The sequence below is a fragment of the Streptomyces sp. NPDC008125 genome, assembly GCF_042957125.1.
Lineage (GTDB): Bacteria > Actinomycetota > Actinomycetes > Streptomycetales > Streptomycetaceae > Streptomyces.
The window spans coordinates 92,005-106,665 of sequence record NZ_JBIBHR010000005.1; the positions used below are offsets into that span (position 1 = coordinate 92,005).

Below are 14,661 nucleotides of genomic sequence, written 5' to 3' on the forward strand. Positions count from 1 at the left end.
CGACGCGGGACACTCACTCGAAGCGGGTGGTGTCCCCCGCCCCCTTGCGCACGACCGTGACCTCGCCGTCCGAGAAGTCGATGACCGTGGTCGGTTCCGTCCCGCAGTCACCGGAGTCCACCACCGCGTCCACCTCGTGGTCGAGCCGCTCCTTGATCTCCCACCCCTGGGTCAGCGGCTCCTCCTCGTCGGGCAGCAGCAGCGTGCTGGAGAGCAGCGGCTCACCCAACTCGCCCAGCAGCGCCTGGACCACGGCATGATCGGGGATGCGGACGCCCACGGTCTTCTTCTTCGGGTGCAGCAGCTGGCGCGGCACCTCCTTCGTGGCGGGGAGGATGAAGGTGTAGCTGCCCGGCGTCGCCGCCTTGATCGCGCGGAAGACGTCGTTGTCGATCTGGACGAACTGGCCCAGCTGGGCGAAGTTCTCGCACACCAGGGTGAAGTGGTGGCGGTCGTCGAGACGCCGGATCGACCGGATGCGGTTGATCCCCTCCCGGCTGCCCAGTCGGCACCCGAGGGCGTAGCAGGAATCCGTGGGGTACGCGACCAGGGCGTCCGAACGGATGAGATCGGCCACCGTGCTGATCGTGCGTCGCTGAGGGTTCTCGGGATGCACGTCGAAATACTTAGCCATCCGCCGAGTCTACGGGGTGCTTCCGGGCCGCCCCGTGAGGCCGGTACGACGCCACGCTCCGGCGGCGGCCCACCGGGTGCTGCGGCAGAGTGGCGGTATGAACGACCTCAACGCCCTCGCGGACGAGCACCTCGCCGCGGCGCGCAGCTCCCCGCACGGGCGCAGCGCGCACCGTCTGCTCCAGCAGCCCCCGCTGCGGCAGACGGTGATCGCCCTCACCTCCGGCTCCGCGCTGGACGAGCACAACGCGCCGCTCGCCGCCTCCCTGCTGGTGCTCCGCGGCGCGGTCCGCATCACCGCGCCCTCCGGCGACGTGGAGCTGACGGCCGGCGGTCTGGGACCGATCCCCAGGGAGCGGCACGGGCTGCTGGCGCTGGAGGACGCGGTGGTCCTTCTCACGGCCGTCAACGACTGACGGCCCGGGCGGCGGGCCCGGCGGCCGGGCGTGCCCCCGCCGCTCCCTCGGGACCGGCCGCGCCCGAGCCGGGGGCAATGGCCCCGGCGGCGGCCGGAACCGGGCTCCCGGGGTGGCGGTGTACTCCCGCGAAACCGAGGCATGAGACAAAGGACGGCACCGGCGGCGTGACCGTGCGACCAGCACGGGCGTCCCGCGTGCCCCATCCCGTCCACGTCCCCCGGAGCGACGCGTGTTCCGCAAGTCCGTTGCCCCTGCCCGCGAGGCGGGCGACGCCCACCCGGCCGGCCGGGTCGCCGCCTGGTCCGCCGCGCTGCGACGGACCCCCGTCTCGCTGTGGAACGACGACATATCCGACTGGGCCGCCGCTCAGACGTACTACGCCATCCTCGCCCTGCTGCCCGCCCTGCTGGTCACCGTCTCCGTCATCGGCCTGGCCAGCCCCGACGCCACGGCCGCGCTGATCACGGACATCACGGCCTTCGCCCCCGCGGAGTCCGGCGCTGCGCTGCGCCAGCCGCTCATGGCCGCCACCGAGCAGCGCGCCGCGGGCTGGGTCCTGGTCGCCACCGGAAGCGTCAGCGCCGTCTGGTCGGCCTCCAGCTATCTCGCGGTCTTCCGCCGCGCCCTGCACGCCATGCACCACGAGCGCGACACCCGTCCGGCGCTGCGCAACGCGCACACCATCGTCGCCTCGGCCATCGGCCTGCTCCTTCTGATGCTGACCAGTGCGTTCGTGCTGGTGCTCACCGGTCCGCTCGCCCGCTGGGCGGCCCGGCGGCTCGGGCTCGCGGAGGCGGGACAGGCCCTGTGGTGGTTCCTCAAATGGCCGGTCCTGCTGGTGCTGGTCACCTGTCTCATCACCGTCCTCTTCCGGACGGGACCGCGCTCGGTGCGCGGCACGCGGCAAGGGCTGCCCGGCGGGGTGCTCGCCGCCGTGCTCTGGCTCGTCGCCTCCGCGGGATTCGCGCTCTACGCCACGCACGTCGGCACCTACAGCCGGTTGTACGGCTCCCTCGCGGGGCTCGTCGTCTTCCTCATCTGGGTCTGGTTCACCAACCTGGCCCTGCTCGCCGGAGCCCAGTTCAACGCCGAGCTGGCGGCGGAGCGGAAGTCCCGGGGGCCACGGCCCACGGTGCCGCGGCAAGGGGGCGGCGAGGAGGCCGACGAGGGGTCCGGGGGAGGTGACTGACCAGGCGGTGCAGGGTGCCCGCCGGATCCGTCGGGCATGGCCGTACGGACCTTGTGGGAGCGCTCCCAAGGTGGCATGCTCCCGGCCATGGGACAGCCCGCGTACGTACGCTCCTACCGCCCCGGCGACCGTGCCGCGCTCGCCGACATCTGTGTCCGGACCGCCGACAACGGCGGAGACTCCCGGCACATCTACGCCGATCCGGAGCTGATGCCCAGCCTCTTCGCCGCGCCGTACGCCTACCTCGAACCCGACCTCGCTTTCGTGCTGGACGACGGTTCGGGCCGGGCGGTCGGATACGTGCTGGGCACGGCCGACACCACGGCCTTCGCCGCAGCCTTCCGGGAGCGCTGGCTGCCGCTGGTGGCCGGCCGCTTCCCGGCCTCCGACGCGCCGCCCAGCACGCCCACCGAGGAGATGATCGCGCTCCTGCACCGCCCCGAGCACATGCTCGGCCCGCACGTCGCCGCGTACCCGGCGCATCTGCACATCGACCTGCTGCCGTCCTGGCAGCGCAAGGGCCACGGGCGGGAGCTGATGCGGTCGTTCCTCGACGCGCTGCGGGCCAAGGGGATCACCGACGTGTACCTCTCGATGCTGACGGCGAACAAGCCGGCCAGGATCTTCTACGACCGGCTCGGATTCCACGAGATCGACGTGCCCGACCCCGGGCCGCTGACCTACCTGGGCCGGACCACTGACAGCGCCGGTCTCTAGGGCGTGTATCGAAAGTCCCGCCTGTCCGACGGCGCCCGGCACGCACGCTCGCCGCGTTGTCGGGATCACCCCGATACATCCAGTATCGGGGCGACCCTCCGCCTTGCGATCGCACGCACCGGACGTCGCCGGACCCGCCCTCCGGGCGAACGGCGCCACTTTCGACACACGCCCTAGAAGACTCGTGAAGATCTTGGGCTTCTGGCCGGAGGTCTTCGAGGTGGTGGCCGGCCGGCTCACGGGGCGGCGCGGTACCCGGCGACGATCGGCATCGTCTCCCGAAGCACCCGGGTGCTGTCGTTGGCCGTGTCCCCGAGGCGGCGGCCCTTCCAGGTGCCCCGGGCGCTGGAGAAGCGGCTGACGCGGTGACAGTGCCCACCGCAGGCCGAGCGGTAGGCCATGATCGTGTAGTACGCGCGGTCCTCGGTGACCCAGCCGGTGTTGTACGGGCGGGTGCTGCTGACCTCCATGGCCCCTTCGGACCCCTCGTCGAGCGTCGTACGGTCGTGGGCCAGGCCCAGGTTGTGGCCGATCTCGTGGCTCGCCGAGTCGAGGGGAATGCCCTGGACGTCCACGACCGCGTAGGCGTACGCGTCCGAGTCGGCGGTGAGCCGTGGTGTGTAGTCCCCGGTGCCGCCGCCCCGCCCGGACGCGTCCACCACCAGGGTCACCAGGTCCGCCCCGAAGCGGTCCCGGCGCTGTCGCGCGGGCGGCCCGAGGGCGGGGTCGGTGCCCTCGCGGAGCCCCTCGTACGCCGCGTCGAACTCGTCGGAGCCCTCGTACCCCTTCGCCGTGTACGGATGCACGATCCGGATGGAGCCGCAGACCCCGCTCGCGAGCAGGGACTCGTTCATCCGTGTGGCGATCTCCTGCGCCGACACCGGCACCCGGTGCACACCGCCCACCGCCGCCGCTGCCTTCGGCGTGTACACGGTGAGTACGTCGACCACCGGGCAGGCCGCGGCCGGCCTGCCGGCCACCTCGCGGGGGCTGTCCGGCGCGGCCACGGGGGCCGTGCCGCGCGCCGACGGCGCGAGGCCGAGGGCGGCGAGGAGGGGCAGGGCCAGGGCCGCCTTGAGAGCGGTCGTGGGCATGGGGGCGTCCTTCCGTACGGGGTGGGGCGTTCCGGTCGCAAGGAGTGTTGCTTCATCGAAGCCGGGCGAAACCGGGTTACGCCCGCGTGAAGACGTGCGAGACGGCTTCCCGTCGGCGTCCGGAGCGCCCTGTCGGGGGACCGTGGACGCCGGGCCGGGGACGAGGGGTGCGAGGGTGAGGAGTTGGGCAGGTACATCTGTGCGAAGGGGGCCAGCGGCCGGCGGACGAGCGCGGATCAAGGGGTGGGGAACGTGACGGAACAGGGCGGGTGGCGCTTCTCGGACGACCGGGGCCGGGCGTCGGAGGCCGGGCGGACCCCTTCGCGGGTGCTGGCGTACGTCCAGGCGGGCGCCACTCTCTGGGACTTGGGCGTCCGGTCCTACGGTGTCTTCGGCTCCGGCCACGACGGCGCCGGGATCGATCCGGCGAAGAGCGGGGAACTCCCGCCGGACGAGGTGGCCTACCTGGGGGCGGGCGCCGCGCTCGACGCCGACACCCTGCTGCGTGACGCGCCCGATCTCGTGGTGGCCGTCAGTTACGGCGGCGGCCAGGTGTACGGCCTCGACCCGGACACCGCCAAGCACCTGGAGGAGCAGGTCCCGGTCGTCGTGATCGACGTCGGCCGGTCGCGCACGCTGGCCGGTACGTCCGACCGCTTCGCCGAGCTGGCGCGCTCGCTGGGTGGGGGCGAACTCCCCGGGGCCGAAGAGGAGTTGAAGGCCGCACGGGCCCGGCTGCGTGCCCTCGCGCCGGGCGGTGACGCCCGGGTGGCCGCGCTCTCCCCGGCCGACCTCGACCAGGCCTACGTCGCCCGCCCCGCCCTGTGGCCCGAGCTGGCGGCCCTGGACGAACTGGGCGTCGGCCTCGTCGACCCGCCCGCGGGCCCCGGCGTCAGCTGGCACACGGCCCCTTGGGCCGAAGTGGCGGCGCTCGCGCCGCACGTGCTGCTGACGGACGTGCGCGTCAACGCGGCGCCGCTGGAGAGCCTCCGCGCCCAGCCGCACTGGGCCGCGCTGCTCGACGCCGGAGCGCTCGTCGTGCCGTGGAACCCGGAACCGCTGTGCAGCCCGCACGCGCACGCGCGCTTCCTCTCGACGGTCGCCGACGCGCTGGAAACCGTGCGCGAGGGCTGAGGGGAAAACCCGTTCGACGCAGGTCGGTGCCGTACACGATCATGCGCTCATGCCCCTTGCAGAGACACTTGCCCGGGTCGACGCGGACCTGGCCGTCGGCCGGATCCCCGTCGCGCGCCAGCGCCTGCGCGGTCTCGTCTCGTCCTTCCCGCACGACCTGACACTCCGCCGTCGCCTGGCGGAGGTGTACCGGCTCTACGGTGACGCCACCGAGGCCGGACGCTGGATGTACCTCGAAGAGGACCGGAACGCCGACGAGACCGCCGCCTTCGAGGCCCGCTACGGGTCTCCCGGGCGGCGGATGAAGGCCCTCGCCTGGCGCGGTCCCGAGGCGACGGCTGCCACCGCTTTCGCGGAGGGACAGCTGGTCGCGGTGCGCACCGCCTGTGCCGGCGAGCTGGGACATCACGTCGACTGGGACGACCCCGCCTCGTACCGGGGTGGCGGGGGAGGCGAGTCCACCGAGCCGCGCACGGCCGGCGGCGTGCTGGCGGGTGCCGGCTGCCTGGTGGTGGTGCTGGCAGCCCTTGCGATCTGGGTGAACGGACTCGTCGCCCTCTTCGGCTGAGGGAGTCCGGCCCCTTGAAGGCCGGACTCCCTCAGCCGTGCCACCGGCTGTCGGCCGGTCAGCCGGTCGCCCTCCAGGGACCGTTCGGGTCACCGGGGACCTGGTCGCGGGTGTACCACTTCGCCCGGTACGCCGTTCCCCGGTAGACCGCCACGTCGTCCGTCCGGAAGATCCTGGACGGGGTCCAGACAGCGGTGCCGTCCTCGGTGACGCCGATCTCCTGCCAGGGTCCGTACGGGTCGCCCGGGGGCTGGTTCCGGGTCCACCAGGACGCCAGGTACCGGGCGCCGTGGAAGGTGACGGTGGCGCCGGTGTCGTAGGTCCCGTCGGGGGTCCAGACCGCGGGCGGGACGCCGTCGATCGCGACGGTGGCGGGCACGGCCGCGGTGAACCCCCAGACGTCGGTGGCGGTGACGGTGACCGGATAGCGGCCGGGCGTCAGGGCTTGGACGGCCGTCAGGTCGACGCGGACGGTGCCCGGGACGTCGAGGACCGGTTGCAGCCCGGCCAGTACGGCTGCCTCGTCCACGGTGTCGCCGACGGTGAAGGCGGCGGTCGTGGAGGACAGGACCAGGCCGGGTCGCGGTGCCACGCGGACGGTCTCCGCCACCGGGTCCGACGTGGAGCGGCCGTGGGTGGCGGTGATCAGCACGGTGTACCAGCCGGGCGTGCCGAAGTCGACGCCGGAGAGGTCGGCACGCAGGACTGCGTCGGCCGGGTCGGCGGTGGCCCCGGCGTCGGCGAGGAACACGGCGGTGCCGGCGGGCCCGTGCCCGGCCTGGTAGGCGACGGTCCGCTCGGCCACCGAGACGGTCGGCGGCTCCGGGACGGGGGCGGTGGAGCTCTCGCCGAGGGTGAGGGTCGTGACCGCGCCGGCGTGGTCGGAGGCCCAGGAGTTGGCGGCCACGTCGTCTTCGGAGGGCCAGCCGACCGTCAGGGCGTGCGCCTCGTCGACATGCAGGCCGCCTCCGGCGTACCAGACGTAGTCGACGCGGTCCTGCGGCTCGTCCTCGCCGTTGGGGTTGGTGGAGACGAGGGGCGACCAGGTGTTGCCCGGGTCGGTCTCCGGGCTGGGGTTGACGGTGCGGAAGGAGTCGGTCAGGCCGAGGCCGGCGAACACGTCCGGCACCGGCCAGTCCACGGCGCCGGCACCGCAGTGCGAGTCGCTGGTGGCCCCGGTCCAGTCGGCGGACGAGGGCGAGGCCAGGTCGCCGAGGAGCAGCACCGGGGCGTCGCCGGAGAGGTCGGCCGCCATCTCCCCGGCCACGGCGCGGGCCTGGGCGTACCGCGTGGTGGTCCGCTCGTGCGCCGCGAGGTCGGTGGCCGCGTCGAAGCAGGCGCGGTAAGGGCCGTAGTCCGCCTCGTCGAGGCGGGCGTTCCAGACCCGGACAGGAGTACCGGCCACGTCCAGGGTGACGGCGGCGGCCGGGGCGGCGTCGGTCGGGGCGACCCGGTCCGCGTCGCCGATCGGGTAGGCGGAGACGACGCCCAGATCGCCGGTGGCGTAGACGTTCCAGCCGAGGGCGGCGCCGACCTCGCGGGCCATCGCCGCGCCGCCGTCCTGGAACCCGGCCAGGGTGATGCCCTGGGTGGCGATCACGGCGACGTTCTTGGCGACCGCGCCGGTGACGTGGCTGCCGCCGTCCCAGGCGTTCCAGGACGCGGTCTGCAGCTGCGGGGCGGCATCGGCCGCCGCGACCGGGACCTGGAGGAGGAGGCGGGCCGTGGTCGTGCCGTCGGTGGCCTCGACGGTGAGCGCGCCCTCGTTCTGCGGGACCTCGGCGGGCGCGGTGCCGGTGACGACGCCGTCGGCGCGCACGTCCAGCCAGGGGTCACCGGAGACCTTGGCGAAGACGACCCCGGCTCCGCCCGGCCGTGTCCAGCCCGCCTGCCACAGTCCCGCGAGCGGCTGCCGGACGGCGGAGGAGACGGGGGTGGCGGGCAGCCGGAAGGTGTCGGTCATGAAGCCGGTGGTGGACAGCGGGCCCAGCTTGGTGAGCCGCACGTCGTCGAAGGAGACCGTCGCGGAGTCCAGGACCAGGCCCAGGACACCCGTGGCGGTGCGGGGGAGCGTCACCCCGGAGAGGACGAGCCGGTCGTCGACCAGGAAGTCGGCGGTCGTGCCGTGCACCTCCAGCGCGAGGCGCGCCTCGGTGCCGGTGCCCAGGTCGGAGCCGGACGGGGCGCCGGTGAGGGCCGAGACGGCGGTGGGCGACTGGACGAAGGCCCGGACGCCGTCGGGTGCCGTGGTGCCGCTGCGGACCGCGAACGCCGGGTAGGGGCGGACGCCGTCGACCGGAGTGTCCGCGATCAGCGCGAACCACGGGTCGTCCGGCCGCAGCACCCCGTCGAAGCGGGCGGTGGTCTCGAAGAGGTAGTCGTCCAGGTGCGGCCCGAAGGTCAGCACCGGCTGGTCCCCGGCGGCGGGGGAGCGGCCGGTGAGCCGTCCGCCGGCCACCGTCCAGGGCTCCGATCCGGTGGCCTGGTTCCAGCAGGCGACCGCGTCGGGCGCGGAGAAGTCCTCGTCCAGGACGACCGTGCCGGCCGGAGCGTCCGCGGCGTCGGCGACGCCGTCCTGGGACGCGGCGCAGTCGGGCGCTCCGGCGGGAGGGGCGCTGTTGCGCCCGGAGAAGGCGGCGACCTGATCGGCCGTGAGCGCGTGGCTCCACACGTCGGCGGTGGAGATGCTGACGGGCGAGGGGGTCTCGATGCCCCCGGCGGCGGCCGAGTCGGCGCCCAGCGTCCAGTTCTGCGCGCCGGACGCGGGGACGGTGAGCGCACCCGCCGCCGCGGTCTCCGAGGCGAGTACTCCGTCCACGTACAGCTTGACCGCCCGGCCGTCCCAGGTGGCCACCGCGTCGTACCAGCGACCGGGGACGACCGGGGCGCGGGTGTACGTGTAGCCGCCGACGTTCACCGAGAACGCGAGCCGTCCGCTGTCGATCTGGAGATCCGCCCCGCCGGACTGGGCGTTCGAGCAGATCGCCTTCTGCCCGGTGGCCGGGACCGTCGCGCCGTTCCAGCGGAAGCGGCACCCGACGGAGAAGCCTTTGGTGAGTCTGGACCACTGGCCGGCGAACGGATAGGTGTACGCGTCCGACGTGCCGTTGAAGGTGGCCACCGGCTTTCCGGCGCCCGGGTCCCCGGTGATCTGCGGTACGCCCTTGACGGTGGGCGCGAGCCCCTGGGCGCGGTCGGCGGGGGTGCGGTCCGTGAAGTCGACGGCGAGGACGTCCGGGGCGGGCACCTCCGTGGCCGCCGCGAGGGCGGGGGCGGCCACGGAGGCGGGCCCGGTGAGCAGGGTGGTGGGGGTGAGCAGCAGAGCCAGTGCGGCCAGTCGGGCCGCGAAACGGTGGGTGCGCGGTCTCATGCCCCCGCCCCTCGGACCGTCGCCACGCGGCCGGCGTACCGCTGGGTCCAGCCGGTACCGGTGTCGGCGGTGATGACGACGTCGTAGTACCCGAGCCGGGTCGGCCAGTCGACGACGGTCGCGGCCCCTCCGGCGACGCTGTGGCTCTGGGTGCCGCCGAGGTGGTCGTGGGCGGTGAGGGTGTAGCGCACCGGCTGGGTACCGTCGTTGCGCAGGGTGAGGCGGACCCCGGCCCCCGCGCCGGGGACCAGCTCGGCGTCGACGCGCGGGACGGGGATGTTCCTCTGGGCCGCGGGGACGAGCCGGCCGGCGAAGGAGCGCACGAAGCCGTCGGGACCGTACACGGAGAACGCGTACTTCCCGTCCGTCCTCCTCGCGTCCCAGGTGTGCAGGCGCGGGGCCGCGGCGGAGACCGTGTACGGGGTGTTGGTGAACGGCAGGTACGAGTCGGGGAAGACCTGGAGGCTGACCGCCTTGCCGTCCGGGCCGCCGGAGAGCGTCATGGCGGCGGTCACCGTGCCCGCCGAGCGGTTCTCGGTGAGCGTGGCGTGCGGATGGAAGGAGAGCCCGCGCGGCTTCATCCCGTCCGGGGACATCGGCGGGGGTGTGCCGTTCACCGGGTCGGCGATGTCGGCCGGACCGGGCTGCGGATGGGCGAAGTCGATGGCGCTGGTCAGGTCGCCGGAGACGGCGCGCCGCCACTCGGTGATGTTCGGGCAGGTGAACGGCTTGCCCAGGTGGGTGGCCCAGGTTTCCAGGAACTTCACGGTCGAGGTGTGGTCGAAGACCTCGGAGGCGACGTATCCGCCGCGCGTCCACGGCGAGACCAGCAGCATCGGCACCCGCGGCCCGAACCCGTACGGCGTGGTGCCGGAGAACTCGCCGGCCGTGCCGGGCTCGGGGCGCGGCGGCAGGACGTGGTCGAACTTCCCGTCGTTCTCGTCGTAGGTGATGATCACCAGGGTGTGGTCCCGGACGGCGGGGTTGCCGTGGAGGATGCGGAGCACCTTGTCCATGTAGCGCTCGCCGTGCACGGTGTCGAAGTTGGGGTGCTCGCTCCACGCGGCCGGCATCACCACCCACGAGACCTCCGGCAGAGGGTGCTCCGCGCCGGGCTCGCAGGCGGCGGCGAGATCGCGCAGGACCGCGTCGAGGTTCGCGTCGGAGTCGTCGTTCGGTGTCGTCGTGCCGGAGTACAGGAAGGAGTTGGCCTTCCAGACCTTGCCGGTGCCGGGCTCCAGGTCCTCGGGCGCGGCCGAGCGGGGGTCGAAGGCCCGGAAGCTGTTGGTGACGTTGCAGCCGTAGTCGCCGACGAAGCCGCTCTGCAGGGCACCTCCGGGGCCGTTGCCGCTGTTGTCGCTGTAGACCCGCCAGTCGATGCCGGCCTGCTGCAGCTGCTCCGGCACGGTCAGCCAGCCGCGGCTGTAGTCGTTCTGCCCGGCGTTGGAGGTCTCGCCGTGCGAGGTACCGGTCATCAGGTAGTAGCGGTTGGGGATGGTCGGGCCGTGCAGCGAGCTGAAGTTCATGTCGCAGACGGTGTACTGGCTCGCCAGCGAGTACATCCACGGCATGTGGTCGGGGGTGTAGTAGCGCATGCAGCTCGCGCCCTTGTCCTGCACCCAGGTGTTCCAGCGGCCCTCGTTCGCGCCGTAGAAGTTGTGGTTGTCGCCCCAGGTGGCGGTGGAGGCGGACGGCGCGACGACCGTGCCGTCGGCAGCCCGTTGCTGGAAGACGCTCGTGCCGTCCTGGAAGGTCAGCGCCTGCTTGTCGTCGTGCCCGCGCACGCCGGGGAGTTGGCCGAGGTAGTGGTCGAAGGAGCGGTTCTCCTGCATCAGGATCACCACGTGCCGCAGGTCCGACATGTCGCCGCTGTAGCCCCGGGGCAGGACGTACTCGGCCGCCTCGGCGGTGGGCGCGGCGGCTACCCCGGCGGCGGATCCGGTGGCGAGTGCGCCGAGCGCGACGGCGGCACCGCGCAGCATCAGCCGCCGGGAGAGCTGGAGTTCGGCGGCGGGCGCCGTGAAGACCGGGGCGTCCGGTCCTCCGGTCCCGTCCTCGGGCGGCCCGTCCGTGAACCCCTGACCCGCGCACCCCGATTCCGCGAGCGCGTGTTGCGGCGGGAGGAGCGCGGGAGGCGGCAACTCGGCAGTCGTGAGCGTCATTTCAAGGGCCTCCGGGGGGAGAGGAGTTCGGCCGTGGGCACGCTTCGTGGGACCGTCGGGCGCCCGGGCCGGTCCGCGAGGTGTGCCCGCGAGAACGTAGCCCGACGAGGTGAACGCCGGGCGACCACGCGCGGATGACCGGCGCACCCCCTGGTGATGATCACGTCGGGTGTCGGGTGTCGGGTGCCGTGCGTCGGGTGTCGGGTGTCGTGCGGTATGTGTCGTGCGGTGTGTCGTGTCGGCGGCACGGCCCGCGGCTCCGGGCCGGTGCCGGTCCGACGTCGGTGCCGCGTCCCGGGGCCGTGCGCACCCGGGCGCCCGAACCGTGACAGCCCCGGCCCGCGCCCCGTACGGGCGGCCAGGGATCGCGTGCCCGGGCCGGGCTGGGGAAAGTGGTCGGAACCGGCATCCGTCCCGCCCGCTCCAACGGAAGAGGAGGGAGGGGGCCGGCCCATCCGTCCCACCCCCCCAGGAGCCAGCCATGCAGCAGGACAAGCACCCCGACTACCGGCCCGTCGTGTTCCGGGACCGGTCGGCCGGATACGCCTTCCTGACGCGTTCCACCGCGTCCAGCGAGCAGACCATCGACTGGGACGACGGCCGGAGCTACCCCGTCGTCGACGTCGAGATCTCCGCCGAGAGCCACCCCTTCTACACCGGCCACGCCCGTGTCGTCGACGCGGAGGGACAGGTCGCCAAGTTCGAACGGCGGTACGGAGAATCCGGAGATGACGACGGTTCCTGACGCTCCGCCCCGCGCGCTGCCGGGCGGCCCGGGAGTTCCGTGGGCGAGACCGGGGCAGGTCCGCAGAGGGAATGGTGACCGGGCCGCAGGCCGCCACCGGTTGGGCCGATCTCCACTCGCACAGGTGAACGTCAGTCACCCGTTCGGCGGTGTCGAATGCATCCGCGCTGTGTGTTGCGCCGTTCGCATGACAGGGTACGGGCCGATCAGGGGAGCGGGGCGACGGGTGACGAGCGGACGGGCGGCAACGGGCGCCGGTGGCGGCGTACGTACGGCGGTGCTGGAAGGCGTCGCGGGATGGGTGCCGGGAAAGCCGGTGGGCAACGACGCGTTGCCCGAAGCGTGGGGCGTGGACGACGCGTGGGTGCGGCGTCGAACCGGCATCGTGAGCCGGCACCGGGCAGGTCCCGGCCTCTCCACCGGGGACCTCGCCCACGAGGCGGCCCGCCGGCTCGTCGACGGTGCCGCGCCCGGCCGGGTGGACGCGCTGGTGCTCGCCACGGCCACCCCGGACCACCTCTGCCCGGGCACGGCGCCCGCCCTCGCGGCCCGGCTCGGACTGGGCACGGTCCCCGCCTTCGACATCGCGGCCGTATGCAGCGGCTTCGTCTACGGACTCGCCGTCTGCCACGGGCTGGTCGCCTCCGGCCTGTACCGCCGGATCCTCCTGGTGGGCGCCGACGTCTACTCCACCTGGCTGGACCCCGGGGACCGTGCGGCCGGAGTGGTCTTCGGCGACGGGGCGGGGGCCGCGCTGGTCGCCGCCGGACACAGCGGCGACCCCGGTGAACTTCTCGCCTTCGACCTGGGCAGCGACGGTACGGGCCACGACCTGATCACCGTGCCCGGCGGCGGCGCGCGGGCCCGTGCCACCGGCGGGCCGCCCGCCGAGAAGGACGCCTTCTTCCGGATGCGGGGCCGCACGGTCTACGAGCACGCCGTGCTGCGGATGACCGCTTCCTGCCGGGCACTGCTGACCTCGGTGGGCTGGGACCCCGCCGACGTCGACCACTTCGTGCCGCACCAGGCCAACGGCCGCATCATGAGCGCCGTGGCCGAGCGTGTCGGCATCGGGCCGGACCGCTGCGTCACCCATCTGGACCGGGTGGGCAACACCGGCGCCGCCTCCATCCCGCTGGCGCTGGCGGACGCCGAGGGACGGGGGCGCCTCCGCGCGGGGGACCACGTGCTGATCACCGCGTTCGGAGGCGGACTCACCTGGGGCTCTGCGGCACTTCGCTGGCCGGGGGCCCCGCCGACGACCACGACGGAAGGAACAGAGCATGTCCCAGTTGGCTGACGAAAGCACCAGGGCCACTTCTCGGGACCGGGCCGCCGAGTCGGCGAGAGCGGCCTGCCGCACTGCGCCGGGCGGCGCGCACCCCGGAAGCCGGGCCGGTTCGGCCGTCGCCGTCACCGGTCTCGGGGTGGTCACCCCGGCCGGAGCGGACGAGCACTCCTTCTGGACAGGGCTCTGCTCCGGCCGGTCCACGGCCCGACGCTGCGACGAACTCGCCGGACTGCCCGTCGACTTCGCTTGCCCGGTGGACAGCATCGACCTCGACGCCGCGATCGGCGGACGCTCCGTCTGGCGGATGGCCCGGTTCGTGAAACTGGCCCTCGTCGCCGCCCGGCAGGCGGTGGCCGACGCGGGGCACGACCCCGCGCGCTGGGACGGCGGCCGGGTCGGCGTGGTGCTCGGAGTGGGGGTGGGCGGTGTCTCGGTCCTCGTCGACAACGCCCGCAGGCTGGCCGACGACGGACCGGACGCCGTGTCACCGCTGCTGGTCCCCATGATGATCCCGAACGCCGCCGCGGGGGAGGTGGCCATCGCGCTCGGCGCCCGCGGACCGAGTCTCGCCCCCGTCACCGCCTGCGCCTCCGGTGCGACGGCCATCAGCGTCGCCCGCGATCTCCTGGACAGCGGCCAGTGCGACATCGTGGTGGCGGGCGGCGCCGAATCCGTCCTCACCCCCCTCGTCGTCACCGCGTTCGCCCGGATGGGCGCCCTCTCCACCCGGTCCGACGACCCGGCGAGCGCCTCCCGCCCCTTCGCCGCCGACCGGGACGGCTTCGTCATGGGCGAGGGCGCCGCCATGCTCGTACTGGAACGCGAGAAGGACGTGACCGCCCGGGGCGGGCGCACCCGCGCGCTGCTCGTCGGGGCCGGTTCCAGTACGGACGCCTACCACCCCACCGCACCCGAACCGGACGGCCGGGGCGCGCAACGCGCGGTGGAGGAGGCCCTGCGGCAGGCCGACTGGGCGCGCGGCGAGGTCGACCACGTCAACGCCCACGGCACGTCCACCCTGCTCAACGACGCGATGGAGAACGCCCTCATCGGCCGCCTCTTCCCGCACGCGCCCACGGTCACCGCCCCGAAGGGCGTCGTCGGGCACACCCTGGCGGCGGCCGGAGCCATCGAGGCCGTGGCCACCGTGCTGACGCTGGAGCACGGGCTCGTACCGCCGATCGCCAACCTCGACTCGGTGACCGACGCGTTCGAGCTCGACTGTGTGGTGAAGGAGCCGCGCGGTCAGATCGTCGAGACCGCCGTGAGCCACTCCTTCGGCTTCGGCGGGCACAACGTGGCGCTGGCCTTCCAACGCGCCTGACGGGTGGTGAGCGGC

General features: G+C 73.7%; 12 protein-coding genes. 8 read left to right on the forward strand and 4 right to left on the reverse strand.

All coding sequences use genetic code 11. From position 1 onward, the window contains the following. Positions 1 to 13: 13 nt before the first annotated feature. On the reverse strand, positions 14 to 634 hold the full coding sequence (locus ACFZAX_RS10480) for an L-threonylcarbamoyladenylate synthase (protein WP_390960629.1): 621 nt from the start codon (positions 632 to 634) through the stop codon (positions 14 to 16). Between the two features lie 97 nt (positions 635 to 731). On the opposite strand from ACFZAX_RS10480, the gene ACFZAX_RS10485 reads away from it, so the two are divergent. The 3 genes from ACFZAX_RS10485 to ACFZAX_RS10495 all read left to right on the forward strand — a co-directional run bounded on the left by ACFZAX_RS10485 (position 732) and on the right by ACFZAX_RS10495 (position 2,958). Then, positions 732 to 1,049 carry a cupin gene (locus ACFZAX_RS10485; RefSeq protein ID WP_390960630.1) on the forward strand — a complete coding sequence of 106 codons (318 nt, stop codon included), beginning with the start codon at positions 732 to 734 and terminating at the stop codon, positions 1,047 to 1,049. A gap of 232 nt (positions 1,050 to 1,281) precedes the next feature. Next, the gene (locus ACFZAX_RS10490) at positions 1,282 to 2,241 is read left to right on the forward strand and encodes a YhjD/YihY/BrkB family envelope integrity protein (RefSeq protein WP_390960632.1); all 960 of its coding nucleotides are present in this window, start codon (positions 1,282 to 1,284) and stop codon (positions 2,239 to 2,241) included. A gap of 87 nt (positions 2,242 to 2,328) precedes the next feature. Next, the gene (locus tag ACFZAX_RS10495; protein ID WP_390960633.1) at positions 2,329 to 2,958 is read left to right on the forward strand and encodes a GNAT family N-acetyltransferase; all 630 of its coding nucleotides are present in this window, start codon (positions 2,329 to 2,331) and stop codon (positions 2,956 to 2,958) included. A gap of 236 nt (positions 2,959 to 3,194) precedes the next feature. Here ACFZAX_RS10495 and ACFZAX_RS10500 read toward each other — a convergent pair whose 3' ends face one another. After that, a complete protein-coding gene (locus ACFZAX_RS10500; protein WP_390960634.1) occupies positions 3,195 to 4,052 on the reverse strand; it encodes a M12 family metallo-peptidase in 858 nt (285 codons plus the stop codon). A gap of 252 nt (positions 4,053 to 4,304) precedes the next feature. On the opposite strand from ACFZAX_RS10500, the gene ACFZAX_RS10505 reads away from it, so the two are divergent. Next, the gene (locus tag ACFZAX_RS10505; RefSeq protein ID WP_390960636.1) at positions 4,305 to 5,186 is read left to right on the forward strand and encodes an ABC transporter substrate-binding protein; all 882 of its coding nucleotides are present in this window, start codon (positions 4,305 to 4,307) and stop codon (positions 5,184 to 5,186) included. 49 nt (positions 5,187 to 5,235) lie between these two features. After that, positions 5,236 to 5,754 carry a DUF6584 family protein gene (locus ACFZAX_RS10510; RefSeq protein WP_390960638.1) on the forward strand — a complete coding sequence of 173 codons (519 nt, stop codon included), beginning with the start codon at positions 5,236 to 5,238 and terminating at the stop codon, positions 5,752 to 5,754. Between the two features lie 58 nt (positions 5,755 to 5,812). Here ACFZAX_RS10510 and ACFZAX_RS10515 read toward each other — a convergent pair whose 3' ends face one another. Next, the gene (locus ACFZAX_RS10515; RefSeq protein WP_390960640.1) at positions 5,813 to 9,124 is read right to left on the reverse strand and encodes a LamG-like jellyroll fold domain-containing protein; all 3,312 of its coding nucleotides are present in this window, start codon (positions 9,122 to 9,124) and stop codon (positions 5,813 to 5,815) included. Continuing rightward, positions 9,121 to 11,286 carry an alkaline phosphatase family protein gene (locus tag ACFZAX_RS10520; protein WP_390960642.1) on the reverse strand — a complete coding sequence of 722 codons (2,166 nt, stop codon included), beginning with the start codon at positions 11,284 to 11,286 and terminating at the stop codon, positions 9,121 to 9,123. The genes ACFZAX_RS10515 and ACFZAX_RS10520 overlap by 4 nt, the downstream gene beginning before the upstream one ends. A gap of 481 nt (positions 11,287 to 11,767) precedes the next feature. On the opposite strand from ACFZAX_RS10520, the gene ACFZAX_RS10525 reads away from it, so the two are divergent. The 3 genes from ACFZAX_RS10525 (at position 11,768) to ACFZAX_RS10535 (ending at position 14,646) form a co-directional block, all read left to right on the forward strand. Then, positions 11,768 to 12,031 carry a type B 50S ribosomal protein L31 gene (locus ACFZAX_RS10525; RefSeq protein WP_390960643.1) on the forward strand — a complete coding sequence of 88 codons (264 nt, stop codon included), beginning with the start codon at positions 11,768 to 11,770 and terminating at the stop codon, positions 12,029 to 12,031. 226 nt (positions 12,032 to 12,257) lie between these two features. After that, positions 12,258 to 13,331: a beta-ketoacyl-ACP synthase 3 gene (locus ACFZAX_RS10530; protein ID WP_390960644.1), complete on the forward strand. Its 1,074-nt coding sequence runs from the start codon at positions 12,258 to 12,260 to the stop codon at positions 13,329 to 13,331. Next, positions 13,315 to 14,646 carry a beta-ketoacyl-ACP synthase II gene (locus ACFZAX_RS10535; protein WP_390960645.1) on the forward strand — a complete coding sequence of 444 codons (1,332 nt, stop codon included), beginning with the start codon at positions 13,315 to 13,317 and terminating at the stop codon, positions 14,644 to 14,646. Before ACFZAX_RS10530 ends, ACFZAX_RS10535 begins: the two co-directional genes overlap by 17 nt. Positions 14,647 to 14,661 lie beyond the last annotated feature (15 nt).